The sequence below is a fragment of the Myroides oncorhynchi genome (genome assembly GCF_020905415.1).
GTDB lineage: Bacteria > Bacteroidota > Bacteroidia > Flavobacteriales > Flavobacteriaceae > Flavobacterium > Flavobacterium oncorhynchi_A.
The window spans coordinates 342,043-362,500 of sequence record NZ_JAJJMP010000001.1; the positions used below are offsets into that span (position 1 = coordinate 342,043).

Annotated in this window: 15 protein-coding genes and 2 rRNA genes (1 of these 17 cut by a window edge); 4 read left to right on the forward strand and 13 right to left on the reverse strand. The window is 34.8% G+C overall.

Annotated features, from left to right (window positions below; all coding sequences use genetic code 11):
• Window positions 1–13: 13 nt before the first annotated feature.
• Together LNQ81_RS01345 and LNQ81_RS01350 are read left to right on the forward strand one after the other, a co-directional pair.
• Window positions 14–1,192: an EF-hand domain-containing protein gene (locus tag LNQ81_RS01345; protein ID WP_229944373.1), complete on the forward strand. Its 1,179-nt coding sequence runs from the start codon at window positions 14–16 to the stop codon at window positions 1,190–1,192.
• A gap of 124 nt (window positions 1,193–1,316) precedes the next feature.
• Entirely contained in the window at window positions 1,317–3,800 is a 2,484-nt protein-coding gene (locus LNQ81_RS01350; RefSeq protein WP_229944375.1) for a hypothetical protein, read from the forward strand.
• Window positions 3,801–3,866: 66 nt separating this feature from the next.
• Here the strand turns inward: LNQ81_RS01350 and LNQ81_RS01355 are convergent, their stop codons facing one another.
• Window positions 3,867–4,823 carry a transketolase family protein gene (locus LNQ81_RS01355; protein WP_121967400.1) on the reverse strand — a complete coding sequence of 319 codons (957 nt, stop codon included), beginning with the start codon at window positions 4,821–4,823 and terminating at the stop codon, window positions 3,867–3,869.
• A 19-nt stretch (window positions 4,824–4,842) separates the two neighbouring features.
• On the reverse strand, window positions 4,843–5,694 hold the full coding sequence (locus LNQ81_RS01360; RefSeq protein ID WP_229944377.1) for a transketolase: 852 nt from the start codon (window positions 5,692–5,694) through the stop codon (window positions 4,843–4,845).
• A gap of 379 nt (window positions 5,695–6,073) precedes the next feature.
• On the opposite strand from LNQ81_RS01360, the gene LNQ81_RS01365 reads away from it, so the two are divergent.
• Complete coding sequence (locus LNQ81_RS01365; RefSeq protein ID WP_229944379.1) at window positions 6,074–6,862, forward strand: ABC transporter ATP-binding protein; 789 nt, start codon at window positions 6,074–6,076, stop codon at window positions 6,860–6,862.
• On the opposite strand, the gene LNQ81_RS01370 is transcribed toward LNQ81_RS01365, so the two are convergent.
• The 3 genes from LNQ81_RS01370 to LNQ81_RS01380 all read right to left on the reverse strand — a co-directional run bounded on the left by LNQ81_RS01370 (window position 6,843) and on the right by LNQ81_RS01380 (window position 9,372).
• Window positions 6,843–7,847 carry a cation diffusion facilitator family transporter gene (locus tag LNQ81_RS01370; protein WP_229944381.1) on the reverse strand — a complete coding sequence of 335 codons (1,005 nt, stop codon included), beginning with the start codon at window positions 7,845–7,847 and terminating at the stop codon, window positions 6,843–6,845. The two genes, LNQ81_RS01365 and LNQ81_RS01370, sit on opposite strands and share 20 nt — an antisense overlap.
• An 11-nt stretch (window positions 7,848–7,858) precedes the next feature.
• The gene (locus tag LNQ81_RS01375) at window positions 7,859–8,428 is read right to left on the reverse strand and encodes a pseudouridine synthase (protein ID WP_229944383.1); all 570 of its coding nucleotides are present in this window, start codon (window positions 8,426–8,428) and stop codon (window positions 7,859–7,861) included.
• A 116-nt stretch (window positions 8,429–8,544) separates the two neighbouring features.
• Window positions 8,545–9,372 carry an alpha/beta hydrolase gene (locus LNQ81_RS01380; RefSeq protein ID WP_229944384.1) on the reverse strand — a complete coding sequence of 276 codons (828 nt, stop codon included), beginning with the start codon at window positions 9,370–9,372 and terminating at the stop codon, window positions 8,545–8,547.
• Between the two features lie 425 nt (window positions 9,373–9,797).
• Between LNQ81_RS01380 and pepT the strand changes: the two genes are divergently transcribed.
• Entirely contained in the window at window positions 9,798–11,042 is a 1,245-nt protein-coding gene (pepT, locus tag LNQ81_RS01385; protein WP_229944386.1) for a peptidase T, read from the forward strand.
• Between the two features lie 91 nt (window positions 11,043–11,133).
• Here the strand turns inward: pepT and LNQ81_RS01390 are convergent, their stop codons facing one another.
• From LNQ81_RS01390 to LNQ81_RS01425, 8 genes are all read right to left on the reverse strand, one after another.
• Window positions 11,134–12,222, reverse strand: a complete 1,089-nt coding sequence (locus LNQ81_RS01390) for a toxic anion resistance protein (RefSeq protein WP_229944388.1) — start codon at window positions 12,220–12,222, stop codon at window positions 11,134–11,136.
• 8 nt (window positions 12,223–12,230) lie between these two features.
• Entirely contained in the window at window positions 12,231–12,989 is a 759-nt protein-coding gene (locus LNQ81_RS01395; RefSeq protein ID WP_229944389.1) for a hypothetical protein, read from the reverse strand.
• Window positions 12,989–13,780, reverse strand: a complete 792-nt coding sequence (locus tag LNQ81_RS01400) for a hypothetical protein (RefSeq protein WP_229944391.1) — start codon at window positions 13,778–13,780, stop codon at window positions 12,989–12,991. Before LNQ81_RS01400 ends, LNQ81_RS01395 begins: the two co-directional genes overlap by 1 nt.
• Window positions 13,781–13,906: 126 nt before the next feature.
• Window positions 13,907–15,661, reverse strand: coding sequence for a 30S ribosomal protein S1 (gene rpsA / locus LNQ81_RS01405; protein WP_229944392.1), 1,755 nt, complete (start codon window positions 15,659–15,661; stop codon window positions 13,907–13,909).
• 260 nt (window positions 15,662–15,921) lie between these two features.
• Window positions 15,922–16,944, reverse strand: a complete 1,023-nt coding sequence (locus LNQ81_RS01410) for an EamA family transporter (protein ID WP_229944394.1) — start codon at window positions 16,942–16,944, stop codon at window positions 15,922–15,924.
• Between the two features lie 2 nt (window positions 16,945–16,946).
• A complete protein-coding gene (locus tag LNQ81_RS01415; protein ID WP_229944395.1) occupies window positions 16,947–17,420 on the reverse strand; it encodes an Lrp/AsnC family transcriptional regulator in 474 nt (157 codons plus the stop codon).
• A gap of 223 nt (window positions 17,421–17,643) precedes the next feature.
• Window positions 17,644–17,753: ribosomal RNA gene (rrf, locus tag LNQ81_RS01420) — 5S ribosomal RNA — on the reverse strand.
• Window positions 17,754–17,879: 126 nt separating this feature from the next.
• A 23S ribosomal RNA gene (locus tag LNQ81_RS01425) occupies window positions 17,880–20,458 on the reverse strand (it continues 316 nt past the right edge of the window).

The window sequence follows — 20,458 nt, forward strand, 5'->3', positions numbered from 1 at the left end:
AATAAGTCAAAAAATGAATAGATTATTTACAATCTTAAGTCTTACAGTCTTAGGATTAATAGCTGCCAATTGTAATAAAGATGATGGAAACGGAAATACGGTCGTTAATCTTAGAGATCGCAAAGAAGTCCGTGACGAAAATGACAAACAGATAAAAGAATATCTAGAAAAGAACTATCTAATACTTGATGGAGAGAATATTCGTTTTGACAGTCTTTCTAATCCTAATGCAACCAGCAAAATTCCTTTAATACAGGATAAGAGGATAGAAATTATATATCAAGAAATAACATCAGATAACTACGAATATGAAGCTATTAGATTATCTAATGGTAGTACTTCATTAAAGTATACTAAGCCAAAGGATTCGTTAGCTTATACTATAGCATATTTTATTGTCCCTGATGCAGTAGGTACAAAACAAGAAGGTAAAGAACACTCTATATCAACTATAGATTCTGTATTCGTCAAAACGAAATCAATCTCGTTAAAGAACGAACAGTTTACAACAAATGGTATGGGGAATTATTTCTCTTTTCCTGTTACAATTAAAGAATTTGCATATATGTCTCAAGGTAACTATCAAATGATACCTGCACAATTAAAAACTGCAGAGAGACAAATACTTACAAAAGTAAAAACTGCAACTGGTGTCAAAACTAGTTCAGATGGAACACCTATATATGACAAAGGTTCTGCTGGTAGAATCATTGCATTTATTCCTTCAGGAGTAGGTTATTTTAATGCAGGTTTTGGAAGTAAGTTAAAAGCTTACCAACCTCATATCATAGACATGACATTAGTAAGTAGAAAAGAACGTGATCACGATGGAGATGGTATCCTATCTAAATATGAAGCCAAAAAAGTTATTGAAAAATCACTACAATTAGGAAGAGCTCTTACGGATCAAGAAATATTAGATTTAAAACTAACTATTAAAGATTACTTCGGGTTTGACACTGATGAAGATGGTAGACCTAACTTCCTTGATGATGATGATGATGGTGATGGAGTGTTAACTAAGGTAGAATTACAATATAAGGATGCTAATAATAAAAAAGCATATTATCCTTATTCTCATTCAGAACTTTTAAAACCTTGTGGAACAACCTATAGATACCTTGATAGATCTTGTTTCCCTGATATAGATAAAGAAGGTTTCCCTGATTGGTCAAAAGCAGGAAAGAAATAAATAGATTTATTTATAAGTATACAAAACGAGAGAGTAGTTTTTACTCTCTCGTTTTTTTTGCTTTCATTTCACTTAAACTATAATAATTCAGTATTTTTATATTAAGATAAATGCTTAATTACTTATGAAAAAGTTCATTACACTACTTCTTCTTATTATTAGTCTTACTGTTTTAGGACAAGATAAGATCTACTACGATGCTAACTGGAACGAGACAACTAGTGCGGACTACATCTATTACAGGCCATTGCCTTTAAAGAAAGTTGGCGATCTTCTATATATCCAAGACTACTTCAGAGACGGTCAACTACAGTATCAAGGGTATGCGTATTCTGATGATGAGAATGCACGTGTAGGTGATGCCTATTGGTACACAAAAGAAGGATATGACTCTTCTACAGCTAACTATGAGAACCTTACGGATACAAAGGAATTAACTTACTATTATCCTGATGGAAAGGAATGGAAGAAGATACTTTATAATAAAAAAGGAGAGAAACAATTAGAAACTATCTTTATCGACGGAAAGAAACCAATAGTAGGTGAATACTATAACGAAGACTATTATGGTACATTTATCTATCGCAAATTCAGAGATGATTACTATTCTACTAAAAGAAATAGACATATAGAAAAAGACAGTATTAAGCTAAAAAATCAGAAGAAATACCTGCCAAATGACATCCTAAACTACAGCGAGATAGTCTATTGGTCAAATGGCAATAAAGCAAAAGAAGCAACTTATACAAAGACACAATATAGCCCAAAAGTCAGTACTACTTTTTGGAATGATAAAGGCAATGTACTAAGTCAGATGAAAGAAGATTATAATAATCCTAAAGGCACTGCTACGTATAAATATTACACCAAATTTGGTATCGCTCAATCAGTAAAAGTGAAAGACGAAAACCTCCCTAAAGACAACAAATGGAGCCAACAAAAAACGACTTACTACCCTAATGGCAAAGTGAAAGAAATAAACAGAAGTACTTGGAAGAATACAGAGATATACTCTTATGATGAAAAAGAAAAAGAAAGCATTCAATTACTAGACAAAGACAGAAAACCTTATGATGGCTTCTTCACAGATACAATAAGCAATAAAGTCACTTACTTCCAAATGGTCAAAGGACAAAGAGTAGGCAAAATAATCACTAAAAACGTTGAAAGCGACACTATCGTAGCTAAAGGAGTCTTTAAAGACAATAAAGCTTATGAAGGCACCTTTTACAACTTAGATGAGAAAAAGACACTGTCTACTTATAAAAACTTTTTAAAAGATGGTAAGCAAACTATTTTCACAAACTACTATGCTGATATCCCTGAAGAAATGTATGAGATGAAACAAGGGACAAGAGATGGTTATAAAAAAACATATAAAGAGGGAGTTCTATTGACTGACGAGATCTACAAGAATGGAGTACCTATAAATGGCACTTTGATAGACGATTCTACTAAAAGGATTTATAAGAACGCAGAATTACAATCTATTGAGTATTATGACACTGTTTATATAAACAACTTAGATAAACCTCTATATATCGCATACTTTGTAAACAACCAATTAGATAAAGTGATCTATAACGCATTTCATATAACATCTGACCCACAACAAAGGTACACAGGAACTTATAAAGATAATAAGCCTTATAATGGCTACTTTATTAGTGAAAATATTATCATTGATAGAATACATTTAATAGATTACTACGTCGATGGAATACTTCTATATCAATATAGTTTTGATTTAGTAAAACAAAGTGATTTAAGTCATTACATTGAATACAACCGAAAGTCAACTTTTAAAAACGGAAAAATAACTGATGGTTATCGTTATATAAACAATCAAGACCTTGTCGGAATACTTCTTGTTCCACAATATATAAATAGTAAAATTATCAGTATTGACATCAATCTATTTGATATGCATTTCTTTAAAAAGATTATCTATCAATTGAAAGATAATGAAGTTATAATTCAAGACTTTGAATCTCCATCTTACATTAAAATAAAGAGTAATGGAGAATACTTAGTTCCTGAAATATATGATAACAACAATCTTGTTTTAAACGACAACCTAATTGCTAATGACCCAACAGCTAAATCAAGATCAACATACTATATAGAAGGCGATACTGTCAAAAGCAACATAATCAAGTTCACTAATAAAACATATTATACCACTGATGATCAGGGAGAAGAAACAGAACCTATCTCTTCTACTATGACAGATATGTTTTATAAATTTCCAAGAACTTCAAAAATATCTACTGAAGAATACTTTGACTCAGTAATAGATATTTTTGACTACCTAATCAACCCAAAAGAAGGTTCAGAGGAAGAAGAAATCATAGAAAAAACAACTAAGATGTATTCTATATTCAAAACAAATACTAATGAATTAAATGCTATTGGTTTTTTACTATACGACGAACAAGATAAACCAATTGAAGGAACATTAATAACCAAAACACTTGCTGGATATCAAGTCAAGTTCTACGTAGAGGGAAGACTAAAAAAAACTGCTATATACAAAACAGTGGATGAGTTTAAAGATCATAAGCTATTTACAGAACTACAAACAATATACAGTCAAAATCAACACTAAAAAAAGCAGGCTATTCAATCTCTTGAATAGCCTGCTTTATATTTATAAAGTAAGTAACCTTACTTCTTATTTTTTACGTTTGATAACTGCTTGTGCCTTCTCAATGATAGCTGCTGCATTTAAACCGTATTTTTCCATTAATTCTTCTGGAGTACCTGATTCACCGAAAGTATCTTGTACTGCTACATATTCTTGTGGTAATGGATTGTTTAAAGCTAATACTCTAGATACGCTTTCTCCAAGCCCCCCTAAGAAGTTATGCTCTTCAGCTGTAACGATACATCCTGTTTTAGCTACTGATTTTAAGATAGCTTCCTCATCAAGAGGTTTGATAGTATGGATATTAATCACCTCTGCAGAGATTCCTTTCGCTTCTAATTCTTCAGCAGCGATTAAAGCTTCCCATACTAAGTGTCCAGTTGCAACGATAGTAACATCAGTTCCTTCGTTTAACATAATTGCTTTACCAATAACGAACTTCTCATCAGCAGGCATAAAGTTAGGCACTACTGGACGTCCGAATCTTAAATAAACAGGTCCTTCGTACTCAGCGATAGCTAATGTAGCCGCTTTCGTTTGGTTATAATCACAAGTATTGATTACAGTCATATTAGGAAGCATCTTCATTAATCCGATATCTTCTAAGATCTGGTGCGTAGCACCATCTTCTCCTAGAGTCAATCCAGCGTGAGAAGCACATATCTTAACATTCTTCTCAGAGTAAGCTACTGACTGACGGATTTGATCATAAACACGTCCTGTAGAGAAGTTAGCAAATGTACCTGTAAAAGGTATTTTACCTCCGATAGTCATACCAGCTGCAATACCAATCATATTTGCTTCAGCAATACCGATTTGGAAGAAACGTTCTGGGTGATTCTTTTTAAAATCATCCATCTTTAATGAACCGATCAAGTCAGCACATAAAGCTACTACATTCTCATTCTTTTGTCCTAATTCAGTAAGTCCAGCACCGAATCCTGAACGTGTATCTTTACTTCCTGTATTTGTATATTTTTTCATTTGATTCAAGTTTAGTCGATTAATAATCTCCGAAAGAAGATTCTGGATTTTGTTTGAAAGCTTCTTCTAATTGTGCATCACTAGGAGCCTTACCATGCCAAGCATGTGTATTCATCATGAAGTCTACTCCATTCCCCATCTCAGTGTGTAGTAACACACATACAGGTTTTCCTTTTCCTGATTTAGCTTTTGCTTCTTCATATCCAGCAACGATTGAATCTATATCATTACCTTTTGCTATTTCGATTACTTCCCAATCAAATGCTTCAAACTTAGCCTTTACAGAACCTAAGTTTAATACATCATCAGTAGAACCATCGATTTGTTTACCATTTAAATCTACAGTAGCGATTACGTTATCTACTTTCTTAGCAGATGCATACATAATAGCTTCCCAGTTTTGTCCTTCTTGTAACTCACCGTCTCCCATAAGAACATAAACAAGATGGTTATCTTTATTTAATTTCTTAGCTTGAGCAGCTCCTAATGCTACAGATAACCCTTGCCCTAATGAACCAGATGCCATACGCACTCCTGGTAAATTATCATGCGTACATGGATGTCCTTGTAAACGTGTATTGATTTTTCTGAAAGTAGCAAGTTCACTTACTGGAAAATATCCACTACGTGCTAATACGCTATAAAATACTGGTGAAATATGTCCATTAGATAAGAAGAAGATATCTTCATCTGTACCGTCCATATTAAACCCTTCTTTTCTATCCATTAACTTTTGATACAAAGTCACTAAGAATTCTGCACAGCCTAAAGATCCTCCTGGATGCCCAGAACTTACAGCATGTACCATTCTAAGAATATCTCTTCTTACTTGTGTAGTTAACTCTGTTAATTGTTGTGTGTTTGGTTTCATTATTTTTTCAATAAAAAATTTACACACAAATATAAGATTATTTTACCGTATTCAATGTCTTTTTGCGACACGAATAAGTGATACCACTACAGATATTAGGTGTACTACTAAAGTGATCTTAACTATAGATTATTATTCCTCAACACTTAGACAATAAACCAAAGTCAAAAACAAAATAAATAAACTTTGATAATTAGCAGTACATTAACTCCACCTCTTTCACATTTCATCCTATTTGACTACTTTTAATCCAGAATTAACGATAGACAGATAAACGAAAAGAAATTATATAAGATAGAGCTATGGAGTAGAATTATCTTGTAGTATTTGGCTAACACTAATTCTAGATTTAACCCACTATGATTATATTATAATGACCATGTCTACACCAATTCTAAAAACAGAGAACTTAACAATAGGTTATCCTATAAAAAAAGGAGCTAATAAAATAGTACAACAACAGCTGAATATCAATTTAAGACAAGGTACTCTGACTTCGCTATTAGGAATAAATGGAATAGGTAAATCTACTTTACTGCGAAGTATCTCCTCTAATCAAGAACTAATAGCGGGTAAAGTATATGTGAATAATCAAGAGATAAAGGAGTATTCTAAAGCTAAATTAGCAACGCTAATCAGCATAGTACTTACAGAGAAAATACCATTATCAGAGTTAACAGTTCGCGAACTTATACAAATAGGAAGAACACCATATCTTAACTACTATAGTACATTAAGTGAGCAAGATAACGCATTAGTTAATAAAGCCATCTCACTAACAGAAATAGAAGACCTGGCTCATAGACAGATTAGCCAACTTAGTGATGGTCAACTTCAGCGAGTACTTATAGCAAGAGCTATCGCTCAGGATACACCGATCATCATACTAGACGAACCTTCTAATCACTTAGATCTACATCATAAAGTCGCCTTGTTTAGACTACTGCATAGATTAGCTCATCAAGAGAATAAAGCTATCCTATTCTCTTGTCATGATATGGACTTAGCCATAGCGTTTAGTGATGATATCATCGTCCTAAAAAAAGATTATAATATACAGGACTGTACAGAAACACTAATAAACCAAGGAGTATTTGATAACTTCTTCGAAGATGATAATTTAGTGTTTAATAGGGAACAGAAGCGCTTTATTCTTTCGGCTGAGTAGTACAGGTATGTCTCTTATTCTTTAAGACATTCTCTATCGTCCACTGTACTTGTTGTTCAAATTTATCTTGACGATACGCACAGTTTTCCACAGTGCATATTTTACACGAGAATGGCTTACAGTCATCCATGTGCACAAATAACTCTAACTCGGTACCGAACTTTTCTATAATCTCTTTCTCTAGTATCTCTACTTCTTTATGCCCTTCTACGATATTAAAATACCAAGGAATAGTCATGTGACAATCAAAATGGAGTACTGCGCCATACTTAATAATACGCAGGTTATGCAAGTCTATCCAGTTAGCACGTCTATGTGCTTGAAGATAGTCTACTACTTCCTGAAGTAACATTTCGTCAGTCTCATCCATAATACCTGATATAGCACCTCTAACAATACGATACCCTGTCACGATAATGATCCCTGCGAAAAGTAAAGCTACTCCACTATCTAACCATCCATAACCAGTAAAGTATAATAATATAAGTCCTATAATAATACCAATAGTAGAATAGGTATCTGACTGTAAGTGTCTACCACTAGCTACTAAGGCAAGTGATTTGTTCGTTTTCCCTTTCTTGATAGCATACCATCCTAGCACATAATTAACGATAGCTGTGATAGCGACTAAGATAATACCATAATCTAGTTTACCTACAGGTTGAGGATTGAGTAGGTTTCTAATCGCTTCAAAGATAATAACTACCCCTGCTAGTATGATCATCCCTCCTTCTACAGTAGCAGAGATAAACTCTACTTTACCATGTCCATAAGGGTGATTTCGATCTCGTGGTAAAGCAGATAGATATAGACTATATAGCCCTACGAAACCACTGATTACATTAATCACACTCTCTAGAGCATCTGTCAAGATAGCCACAGAATGTGTTAATGACCAAGCAACTATTTTAATAACAAATAATAATACACCTACTACGGCTACTATCTTTTGAAATTGATAATTTTCTTTTGCTTTAGTATTCATACCTGCTTAGATTAAAATTGATCTACTTCTTTTACTTCACCTACTTTCAGTCCTTCTAATGATACATTACCTATACGAACACGCACTAATCTTAATGTCGCATAACCTACATAGGCTGTCATCTTTCTAACTTGTCTAAACTTTCCTTCTGTCAGAATGATACGCACCCAACTAGTCGGACCATGTCTCTCATCTCTAATACGTCTACCCTCGCCTATCCAGTCTGGCAATTTATCCAGTTTATCAACTACACAAGGTTTAGTCATATACTTCTCACCTTTCACACCTATCAGTACTCCATTTCGCATCTGCTCGACTGCTTCTTCAGTGATATCACCATCTACCTGAGCATAGTACTCTTTCTCATAATGAGCACTTCTTACACGCTCACTCATCACACCGTCAGTAGTCAAAAACAACAGTCCTTCTGAGTTCTCATCTAATCGACCGATAGCCATCGTTCTTTCTGGAAAATCAAACAACTCTCCTAGTTTATGCTTGGTTCTCTTCTTCTCGTAAATGAATTGACTAATGTATCCGTGTGGCTTATATAATAAGAAATGTCTATGTGTAGATTCCATCTTTTAGTATTTCTAGAATGATTGTTTCTGAGCACAAAGTTACTTATTATATACTCTTGGGTTATTAGGATTTGATTATAATTTAATCTACTTATTATTAATCTCCTATTCTACTGTTATTTATCTGAGTCAGTACTCTTCTTCTCAGTAAAAAAAGCATCTAAAGCATTTATATATCGCTCGCCATGTGTCTTATCTGACAATGCTTGAAATCCCTGAAGATGTCCTCCTTTATACAAAACTACTTCACTCTTAGGATTAAGATATTTAGCTCTATAACTATCATTCGGAGAGGTTAATCCATCTCTATCTCCAGCGAAATATAACACAGGCAAAGTTAACTTACTTAGTGCTAACTCATAGTGAGAAGCACTACTAGGTAAGGTATATATTTTCTCTAAATGTTGTTTTAACTTATCTACGATATCTTGTGGGCTATAAACAAATCCTTCTGCTATTAAAAAATCGTATTTATAATCTGTATATAATAATGTACTAGCTATAGTCCCAATAGATAATGCCCATACACCGACAGGCTGAGTAAACCTCTTCTGGCTATACTCTACTACTGCTCTTAAATCTGTAACAAATTCATCATAATAAAGTTGTGTCTCTTTCATCTCAAAAGCTTGGCTTTCGCCAAAACCTCTATAATCAAACATCACAACAGTATAACCACGTTTTGCCACTTCTAATACTTGTCTTACATAATAGGACATATTTCCAGCATCTCCATATGCTAATACCAACACTTTCTTTACATCTTTATCCTTAGGAGGAAAACATATCCAAGACTTGAGTTTATAATTATCAGGTGTAACTATCTCTGTTGCTTCAAAATTAATAGTCGAATTAGCAGGATGATCTACATACTCCTTTATAGGCTCTATCGCCCAAGTCGCACAACTAAACAACATTACTAACACAGATATATAAAGTTTCATCTTCCTTTCTATTTATTACTTCACTCAAATATACAATAATACCTCACTTCATATGTATCTCTTGTCTTTAAAATTCACTACTCTAATTATTATTATTCTATATGATAAAGTGAATAAATACAGCTATATTAGGACGAGACATAGATAAAACTATGATAGCACAATGATGAAATAATGATAGCATAATGGTCGCATCAAAAAAGGGCAAAACTATGCGACCATTATGCGACCATCCTAAAAAAATCCCATTTTACTAAGAATAAAGAGCATTTAGAGCACCTTTAATATGTTTGAATAATAAATGATATTATATTTAAAAACAGTTGTTTCAATCATAAAAAGTAACTTTTAGAATAATACAGTTTGGATATTCTCTCTATTCAACTTTAAATCCCTACTTTTGTTAGACTAAAATATTATACATTATGCAACATATCATTGACCGTTTCATCAGTTATGTAACTGTTGATACTGAATCTGATTCATCATCAAACAGTTGTCCTAGTACTGAGAAACAATGGGATTTAGCTAACAAACTAGTTGAAGAATTAAAACAAATAGGTCTAGAAGACGTAACTATAGATGAGCATGCTTATATCATGGCTACATTACCTAGTAACGTTGAACACGAAGTACCTACTATTGGATTTATTTCACACTTTGATACATCTCCTGACTTTAGTGGGGCTAATGTTAAACCACAAATCATAGAAAATTATGATGGTGGTGATATCGTATTAAACAAAGAGCTAAATATCATATTATCTCCTTCTTACTTTAAAGATCTTCTTCAATATAAAGGACAAACTATCATCACTACTGATGGTACTACTTTATTAGGAGCTGATGATAAAGCAGGAATCACTGAGATAGTATCTGCTATGGAATACTTGGTCCAACACCCTGAAATCAAACATGGTAAAATCCGTATCGGATTTACACCTGATGAAGAAATCGGAAGAGGAGCTCATTTATTTGACGTTAAAAAATTTGGAGCTGAGTGGGCTTACACAATGGATGGTAGCCAAATCGGAGAATTAGAGTATGAGAACTTTAATGCAGGATATGCTAAACTTACTTTTAATGGTAAGAGTGTACACCCTGGATATGCTAAAGGAAAAATGGTTAACTCTATCCTATTAGCAAACAAGTTCATCTCTAAATTACCTAAAGATGAAGTACCTCAAAAGACTACAGGTTATGAAGGATTCTTCCACGTACATACCGTAACCGGTAGTATCGAAGAGTCTGTAGTAGAACTAATCATTCGTGACCACAATCTTAAGAAATACGAGAAACGCAAAAAAGACATCGCTAAATTAGCAGAGAAGTTTAATAAAAAACATGCTAAGAAGTTTGGTGGACCTATCGTAAACTGCGAAATAGGTGATCAATATTTTAATATGCGTGAAAAAGTAGAACCTGTAATGCATATCGTAGATATCGCTGAAGAGGCAATGAAAGAACTAGGTATTAAACCACTTATCAAAGCGATTCGCGGAGGTACTGACGGTTCTCAACTTTCTTATATGGGACTTCCATGTCCTAATATATTCGCAGGAGGGCACAACTTCCACGGAAAATATGAGTATGTACCTGTAGAAAGTATCGTAAAAGCTACTGAAGTAATCGTAAAGATTGCTGAACTTACAGCTGCTAAAAACAAATAGTCATTAAATCGATTATATTACTAAAAAAGGAGATTCGTGTGAATCTCCTTTTTTTATGTATTTAAAACAGATGACCTAAGAGTAATAGACCTTATTTTGTAGTATCAGAAGTACCTAATAAGTGTTTCTTTAGATCACTTTCTTGTTCTTTTAATTCTATTTCTACTGCTCTGCGTTTATCTCTTCCTTCTGTTTGGATACGCACTATCTCATCTATCGTATTGATAATATCTGTATTTACTTTGCGAATAGTTTCAATATCTACGATACCACGTTCTGTTTCTTGAGCAATCTTAATAGTTGAGTCTTTTAACATTTCGCTATTTCTCGTTAACAAGTCATTAGTAGCATCATTTACAGCTTGCTGTGCCCCTAAAGCTTGTTGAGAACGTGCTATTCCTAGAGTAAGTACCATCTGGTTTTTCCATAGAGGAAGGGTATTCACAATACTTGATTGCAACTTTTCCATTAGCATTAGGCTATTGTTCTGCACCATTCTAATCTGTGGCGAAGATTGTAAAATAACCATTCTAGTTAGCTTTAGATCGTGTATCTTTCTATCAAATCTCACCACTTGTTGTTCTAAATCTTTAAAGGATTGAACTTTAGAAGGATCATTTTCTAATTCTACTTCTGCTTTTAAACGTGGTAGGTCAATAGTATTTAACTCATAAAGTTTTTCATCACCTGCAGCTATATATAAAGACAATTCTTTAAAGTAATTTTTATTTTCTTCAAATAACTTATCGAACATAGCCACATCCTTCATCATTAATTTATAGTGACGTTCTAGCTGAAGTTCTATGGCATTGATATTTGTTTCAACTTTACTGTATTGTGTTTGAAGTCTAGATATCTTCTTTTTAATGCTATCAAACATTGGAAATAAGCTTTTCTTATTCGCTATTCCCTCAAAAGACTTGACATCCTCACGTAAATTAACTAAGATAGTAGACGTTTCGCCTAAATCCCTAGTTTGCACTTGTTTCAATATCTCCGTTGCAAAGGTGCTCGCTTTTAATTGACTACTAGCTCCATACTGAATAACCTGAGTTGTATTAGATAAGTCTATCGCTTTTTTATATGTTTCTATTTGCTTTAGATCTTGAGGTGAGAAATCAACATTAACTTCTGGAGCTAATGCATTCTCGGTACGCATTTGTTGAATATCTTTTTCCATAACTTTTTTTATAATAAACCTCGATTTTTTAAATCTTGAATATAGACTTCAGAGTCTACTTCTATAGTTAAGTGATTATATTTGCCTTTATTATTTAATTCATTCTCGAATGCTGTAGTGGCAGCAAGAAGTGTCGTTCTAATCTTATATTCAGCAGACTTCATCACTTCGTTATTCAGTTTAGACAACTCTATCTGATGATACTGTTGTAACATGTTCTCTATAGAATAAGCGTGTCTTTCGATAAATAAATCACTTCTATGCTGATTATTCATAGTAATTGATTTGGTCAATTGTATCATACTTGCGATACTACCTCTAACTTCTATATTGATTATCTGTAGTTGCCACTGTGTTAGATGATCTATAAAATCACTTACAGATAGCACTTCAGATATCTTCTTTCTTCTCATAAAATCAACATAATCATACTCTAGATTCCACTTGATATCAATAATAGATCTCAAATGAACTCTTCTCAAAAAGACCTTTAGATACATCGCTACTACTAATGCTCCACTTAATAAAATACAAAATAGTAAAATATCTACATACTGCACATCTCCATAGAGCCTATATAAAAAATAGCCTAATGCATATAGTCCTCCCCATAGAAAACTAGCTAAGATCAGATTTCTAATCTTACCTAATATCCCCATATAAAGCATCGCTAATGGAGGAAAGAAAAAAGGAAACAAGATAGCTAGATAACTAATCCATCCTATTTTTAGCTCCCACTGCTTAGACTGTGTTGTGAACCATCCCATTATAATAATCCCCTTCCTTTTAATACAGACAAATATACTGATGCTTCACCATCTACATCTAATACTTGATTCTCTATCATCGTAGATAATTCGTTTTCTAATGCTATACGCGCGTATTTTATTAATTCCTCTAATTTATGAATAGAACTCAGAACTTGCTCACTCTTATGATAACTATTACTAAGTTCAATATACTGAATTAAAGAGTTTTCAATAGTAGAAACATGACGTTCTAACAATAAATCTATTGAAGTTGTTTCATTAACTATAATAACCTCTATTAAGCATATTATTTCATCAACATCATCGCTAAACTTTGAATTAGTAATTTGTCGCTTAAAAACCTTTAAATTACTTAAGAAGGACTCCTTAAGAGACTTATTAGCTTTTAGATTGTTTAACTGATCCATAATTGTATAATAACTATATTCTTTCCCCTTTTCTAGATTAATATAATTCTTAAGATCTAACCGTTGAAGGTATTCAGGAATAGATATAGATAAATAAACAATATAAATATAAAAACTTATGTAGTTAAGAGCTAAGAATGAAGTAGGATTAACACCTAAGATATAAACAAATAATACAATAAATAGAAGTGCTAAATAAAGCATGCCAATAAACACTGCTGTCTGAGTCCAACGGCCAATCTTAACTTGGGAACCAAAAGCAAAAATAAAGATAGGAGTTAGTACACCTAAACTTAAAAAACTAGATACACCAACGACACCTAACAGAATAAGTGTCTGTTTAATTTCCCATACTTTATTTCGGTTAGTAAACCATCCCATTTATTAAAAATTAAAACAATACTTAAAGATATTAAAAATAAACTGTAATTAATCTATACAACAATACATTATGGGTACAAAAAAAGCCCCAACAATGTTGGGGCTTAGAAATTTATAGGTTAGGAATTATTTCCCTTTCTCCATTCTTTCTTTTAATTCAGCTAAAGCGTCGATATCACCTAAAGTTGTTCTTTCTGCAGTGTTACTTGCAGTTTCAACAGCCTTTACGTTTTTCTCTTCTTCTTCACGGAAGATAGAAGTGTGAGAAGCAACTACTCTTTTGAATTCTTTGTTGAACTCAATAATTTTGAATTCAGCAGTTTCACCTTTTTTCAACTTTTTACCGTCTTCTTTTTCTAAGTGACGAGTTGGGATGAAAGCTACAACATCATCTTCGAATACTACAGTAGCACCTTTGTCAACTAATTCAGAGATTTCTCCTGAATGCACAGTTCCAACAGCGTAAGCAGCTTCGTATTTGTCCCAAGGATTAGGAGTAGTTTGTTTGTGTCCTAAAGATAATTTACGTCCTTCAACGTCTAACTCTAATACAACTACGTCTAATTTATCTCCTACGTTAACAAATTCTGATGGGTGTTTGATTTTCTTAGTCCAAGATAAGTCAGAGATGTAAATTAATCCATCAATTCCTTCTTCTAATTCTACGAATACACCAAAGTTAGTAAAGTTACGAACGATACCATTGTGTTTAGAACCTACTGGGTATTTAGAAGTGATATCAGTCCAAGGATCTTGAGATAATTGTTTGATACCTAAAGACATTTTTCTTTCGTCTCTATCAAGAGTTAAGATAACTGCCTCTACTTCGTCTCCAACTTTTACGAAATCTTGTGCTGATCTCAAGTGAGTAGACCAAGACATTTCAGAAACGTGGATTAAACCTTCAACACCTTCAGCAACTTCGATGAAAGCACCGTAGTCAGCTAAAACAACTACTTTACCTTTAACTTTATCACCAACATTTAAGTTAGTATCTAAAGCATCCCATGGGTGAGCGTAAAGTTGTTTTAAACCTAATTGAATTCTTGTTTTCTCATCATCAAAGTCTAAGATAACAACGTTTAATTTTTGGTCTAATTCTAACACTTCACTTGGGTGATTGATTCTTGACCAAGATAAGTCAGTGATGTGGATTAATCCATCTACACCTCCTAAGTCAATAAATACACCATAAGAAGTAATGTTTTTAACAACACCTTCTAACACTTGACCTTTTTGTAATTGACCGATAATTTCTTTCTTTTGAATTTCGATATCAGCCTCGATAAGTGCTTTGTGAGATACAACAACGTTTTTGAATTCGTGGTTAATTTTAACTACTTTGAATTCCATTGTTTTGTTCACGTATTGATCGTAATCACGGATTGGTTTAACGTCAATTTGAGAACCTGGTAAGAATGCTTCGATTCCGAATACGTCAACGATCATACCACCTTTAGTTCTACATTTTACGAAACCATTAACGATTTCTCCTGTTTCATGAGCAGCAATAACTCTATCCCAAGCTTTGATAGTACGAGCTTTTCTGTGAGATAAAACTAATTGTCCGTATTTATCTTCTCTAACGTCGATTAATACTTCTACTTTATCACCAACTTTTAAACTTGGATTGTAACGGAACTCATTTAAAGAAATAACACCTTCAGATTTAGCGTTGATATCAACGATAGCGTCTCTGTCAGTGATTCTAACTACAACTCCTTCTACTACTTCTTCGTCATCAGTAGAAATAAAAGTTTTTTCTACTAAGCTTTCGAATTCTTTTAATTGAGCATCTTCAACTGCATCGATACCATTTTCGTAGTTATCCCAGTTAAAATCATTTAAGAACTCCTCTTGTGTTTTAATGTTTTCAGACATTTCTGATAAAATTTGTATTCTAGTTTTTATAAGTTTCTTATTATCAGTGATAAAATACTAGAAGTTGTTTAACATTTAAAAGTGTGCTATTAGCGAAACTTCACTGAACTAAAAGCGGTGCAAAATTATAACTTTAAATTAGATATACAAGAATAAATCATTTTTAAATTAATCAACATCTTGTTAATCAAAAAGATTAAGAACAAAAAAAGGTCTAGCATAATTGCATAGACCTTCTTAATATTTTTAAAACACTATAATTAATTCGAAATATTCAATTCCTCCTTATCTTCAGTACTCTCTTTTCTTTTCTTATTGAATACTTTTATAAACTTACTATTCTTATATAAATCCCAGTTCATTAATCCAACACTCAATAATACAACTGCTAGACCACCAATCTGTAAACTAGTAATAATATCATCAGTAAAGAAATAACTTAATGCCACAGCAACTACTGGGTTAACATAAGCATATGTACTTACCTCCACAACTGGTCTATTTTGAATTAACCATATATAAGATCCAAAAGCTAAGATAGAACCAAAAGTAATTAAGTACCCTAGTGAAAACCAACCTGACGCTGATACCTCCATTGGATCAAATGCTGCGAACTCTCCATTAGAGATAGCCACAATACAGAACAAAACACCAGCTGTTATCATCTGCCAAGAAGTCTTAACCATAACATGAAGATCTTCCCCCTCTGTAGTATTTTTATCCTTTGAATATTTAGAATATAACGAACCTGCTGTCCAAGCTATAGAACCTAGAATCAACAATACCATACAAAAAATATTCAAAAGCTTCTGAGATTCATCACTAGCAATATTAATTTGCTCTGCAAATAGCATAATAACTCCTACAAAACCTAACAACAAACCTAAGACAGTTGGAATACTTGAAAAGTTATTCTTCCATTGAGGTTTATCTAAAATAACAAACCACAAAGCAGCTGCTGCTGCCATAATAGCTGCAATACCACTAGATACATGCTGTTCTGCCCAAATCAAAGCTCCCATATCAATAAACAATAACAAGAATCCTGTAATACAAGCTTGCTTAACAATCTTCTTGTTAAACAACTTATATCCTTTCATCTTACAATAAGTCAGTAAAAGTAAACTTGCACTAAAAAAACGTAATGTTCCTAATACAAAAGGCGAGAAATCACTCAATGCCTTATGAATAAAAAAGAACGTAGATCCCCATACAAAATATACAACCATATAAGCTGCAATAACTGTACTTTTATTTGTCCCATTTGTATTGACTGCTCCCATAACTATTCTAACTTTTCAGGTATAAGTAACTTATTTTCCTCTTTAACTGTTTGTAAAACGATGATCGTTCTTGTTGAAATAATCCCTTGTATTTTTGACAGTGAATTCCTCATTAAATGAACTAAAGCTAATGAATCAGTAGTTCTAACTTTAATCATATAACCATCATCACCAGCTATATCGTGAACTTCTAATACTTCAGGAATCTCAGCTAATAATCTTCCTGTTTCTTCATCACCTATAATTTCATCAACTTTAATAAAGATAAAAGAAAGCATTTTCTGATCTAATGCTTCTGGATTAACTCTTGCGTGATAAGCCAAAATAACATCTTTATTTTCAAGTTTTTTTACTCTTTCCAATACAGCTGATGGTGCCATACCTAACTCCTTTGCCACATCAGAGTTATTAATTCTACCATTATCCTGCATCAAACGCAAGATTTTTAAATCAACTTCATCAAGCTTATATTCCATATCCCTTATTTACGAGTGCAAATTTAAATATAAAAAGAATAAAAAGCAAGTTAATTAAATTAAAAAAGAATATTATTCGGAATAAAGTTACTTTTACCAAACAATATACTAATTCAAAAAACTAAAGTAATCCTATATCTGATAACATTATAGTCTAAAATACTTTATAACTATTTATATAAACAAAAAATCCCCAACCTCATACGAGATTGGGGATTCTAAAGAAAGGCGGCGACATACTCTCCCACTGGTTAGCAGTACCATCTGCGCTAGCGGGCTTAACTTCTCTGTTCGAAATGGATAGAGGTGAGCCCCGCTGCAATAACCACCTTAAATCGGTTGTTACATTGACGTAACTAATATTTTTGAACTATATTGATATACCTTAACTACTTTGTTAGACTTTTTTTGAATACATATTTAGAAAGTTGCCCTCCCCTTGTATTAAACAAGGGGAGTACACATAAGCTTACGGGTTATTAGTACTACTCGACTCTGACATTACTGCCTTTACATCTATAGCCTATCAACGTTGTAATCTCCAACGACCCTTTAAAGAAATCTCATCTTGTGGTGGGTTTCGCACTTATATGCTTTCAGCGCTTATCCCTTCCCAACGTAGCTACTCTGCGATGCCCCTGGCGAGACAACAGATGCACTAGAGGTTGGTCCAAATCGGTCCTCTCGTACTAGATTCAGATCCACTCAAATTTCTAACGCCCACAGTAGATAGAGACCGAACTGTCTCACGACGTTCTGAACCCAGCTCGCGTGCCACTTTAATGGGCGAACAGCCCAACCCTTGGGACCTTCTCCAGCCCCAGGATGTGACGAGCCGACATCGAGGTGCCAAACCCCCCCGTCGATATGAGCTCTTGGGGGAGATCAGCCTGTTATCCCCGGCGTACCTTTTATCCTTTGAGCGATGGCCCTTCCATGCGGAACCACCGGATCACTATGCTCTACTTTCGTACCTGATCGACCTGTATGTCTCTCAGTCAAGCTCCCTTATACCATTGCACTCTACGCACGGTTACCAAGCGTGCTGAGGGAACCTTTAGAAGCCTCCGTTACTCTTTTGGAGGCGACCACCCCAGTCAAACTACCCACCAAGCAATGTCCTCCACAATCGCGGAGTTAGATCTCAAATAAGCAAAGGGTGGTATTTCAACAATGACTCCACAACGCCTAGCGACGCCATTTCACAGTCTCCCACCTATCCTACACATCACTTATCCAAGAACAATACTAAGCTATAGTAAAGGTGCACAGGGTCTTTTCGTCCCACTGCGGGTAATCGGCATCTTCACCGATACTACAATTTCACCGAGCTCATGGCTGAGACAGTGTCCAGATCGTTACACCATTCGTGCAGGTCGGAACTTACCCGACAAGGAATTTCGCTACCTTAGGACCGTTATAGTTACGGCCGCCGTTTACTGGGGCTTCAATTCAATGCTTCTAAACAATTGCTCATCTATAACATCTCCTCTTAACCTTCCAGCACCGGGCAGGTGTCAGGCCCTATACTTCATCTTACGATTTTGCAGAGCCCTGTGTTTTTGATAAACAGTCGCCTGGACCTTTTCACTGCGGCCAGCATTGCTGCTGGCGACCTTTCTCCCGAAGTTACAGGTCTATTTTGCCTAGTTCCTTAGCCATGAATCTCTCGAGCGCCTTAGGATACTCTCCTCGACTACCTGTGTCGGTTTACGGTACGGGTACTTATAATCTAAGTTTAGAAGCTTTTCTTGACAGCCCTTAGGCACACTATCTCGTTGTCCGAAGACGCAAAGTACTATCGCATTTCTCCTAGTCTGACGCATTTTACTATCAAACCAATAGGTACGTGCTTCAACGAACTATTCCGTCAGTTCGCGGTGCTTTCATCACTGTGTCACTCCATCACAATTATAAGTAGTACGGGAATATTAACCCGTTGGCCATCGACGTCCCCCTTCGGGTGTGCCTTAGGTCCCGACTAACCCTAAGCTGATTAGCATAGCTCAGGAATCCTTAGTCTTACGGCGGGGGTGTTTCTCGCACCCCTTATCGTTACTTATGCCTACATTTTCTTTTCTAAAAGGTCCAGCAATTCTCACAAATCACCTTCTACCCCGTTAGAATGCTCCCCTACCACTCTCGCATATGATGCGAAAATCCATAGCTTCGGTAGTATACTTATGCCCGATTATTATCCATGCTCGATCGCTCGACTAGTGAGCTGTTACGCACTCTTTAAATGAATGGCTGCTTCCAAGCCAACATCCTAGCTGTCTGGGCAATCAAACCGCGTTATTTCAACTTAGTATACATTTGGGGACCTTAGCTGATGGTCTGGGTTCTTTCCCTCTCGGACATGGACCTTAGCACCCATGCCCTCACTGATAGGTATCATTACTTAGCATTCGGAGTTTGTCAGGAATTGGTAGGCGGTGAAGCCCCCGCATCCAATCAGTAGCTCTACCTCTAAGTAACTATCGACTATCGCTGCACCTAAATGCATTTCGGGGAGTACGAGCTATTTCCGAGTTTGATTGGCCTTTCACCCCTACCCACAGGTCATCCGAAAACTTTTCAGCGTTAAACGGTTCGGTCCTCCATTTAGTGTTACCTAAACTTCAACCTGCCCATGGGTAGATCACACGGTTTCGCGTCTACCACTACTGACTAAAGCGCCCTATTAAGACTCGCTTTCGCTACGGATCCATGACTTAATCACTTATCCTTGCCAGCAACGGTAACTCGTAGGCTCATTATGCAAAAGGCACGCCGTCACTTCACGTAGAAGCTCCGACCGCTTGTAGGCGTATGGTTTCAGGATCTATTTCACTCCGTTATTCACGGTTCTTTTCACCTTTCCCTCACGGTACTGGTTCACTATCGGTCTCTCAGGAGTATTTAGCCTTGGCGGATGGTCCCGCCGGATTCAATCAAGGTTTCACGTGCCCCGACCTACTCAGGATACCACTATTCTTATCTTCTCTTACTTATACGGGACTATCACCCTCTATGGTCTACCTTTCCAAGTAGTTCTA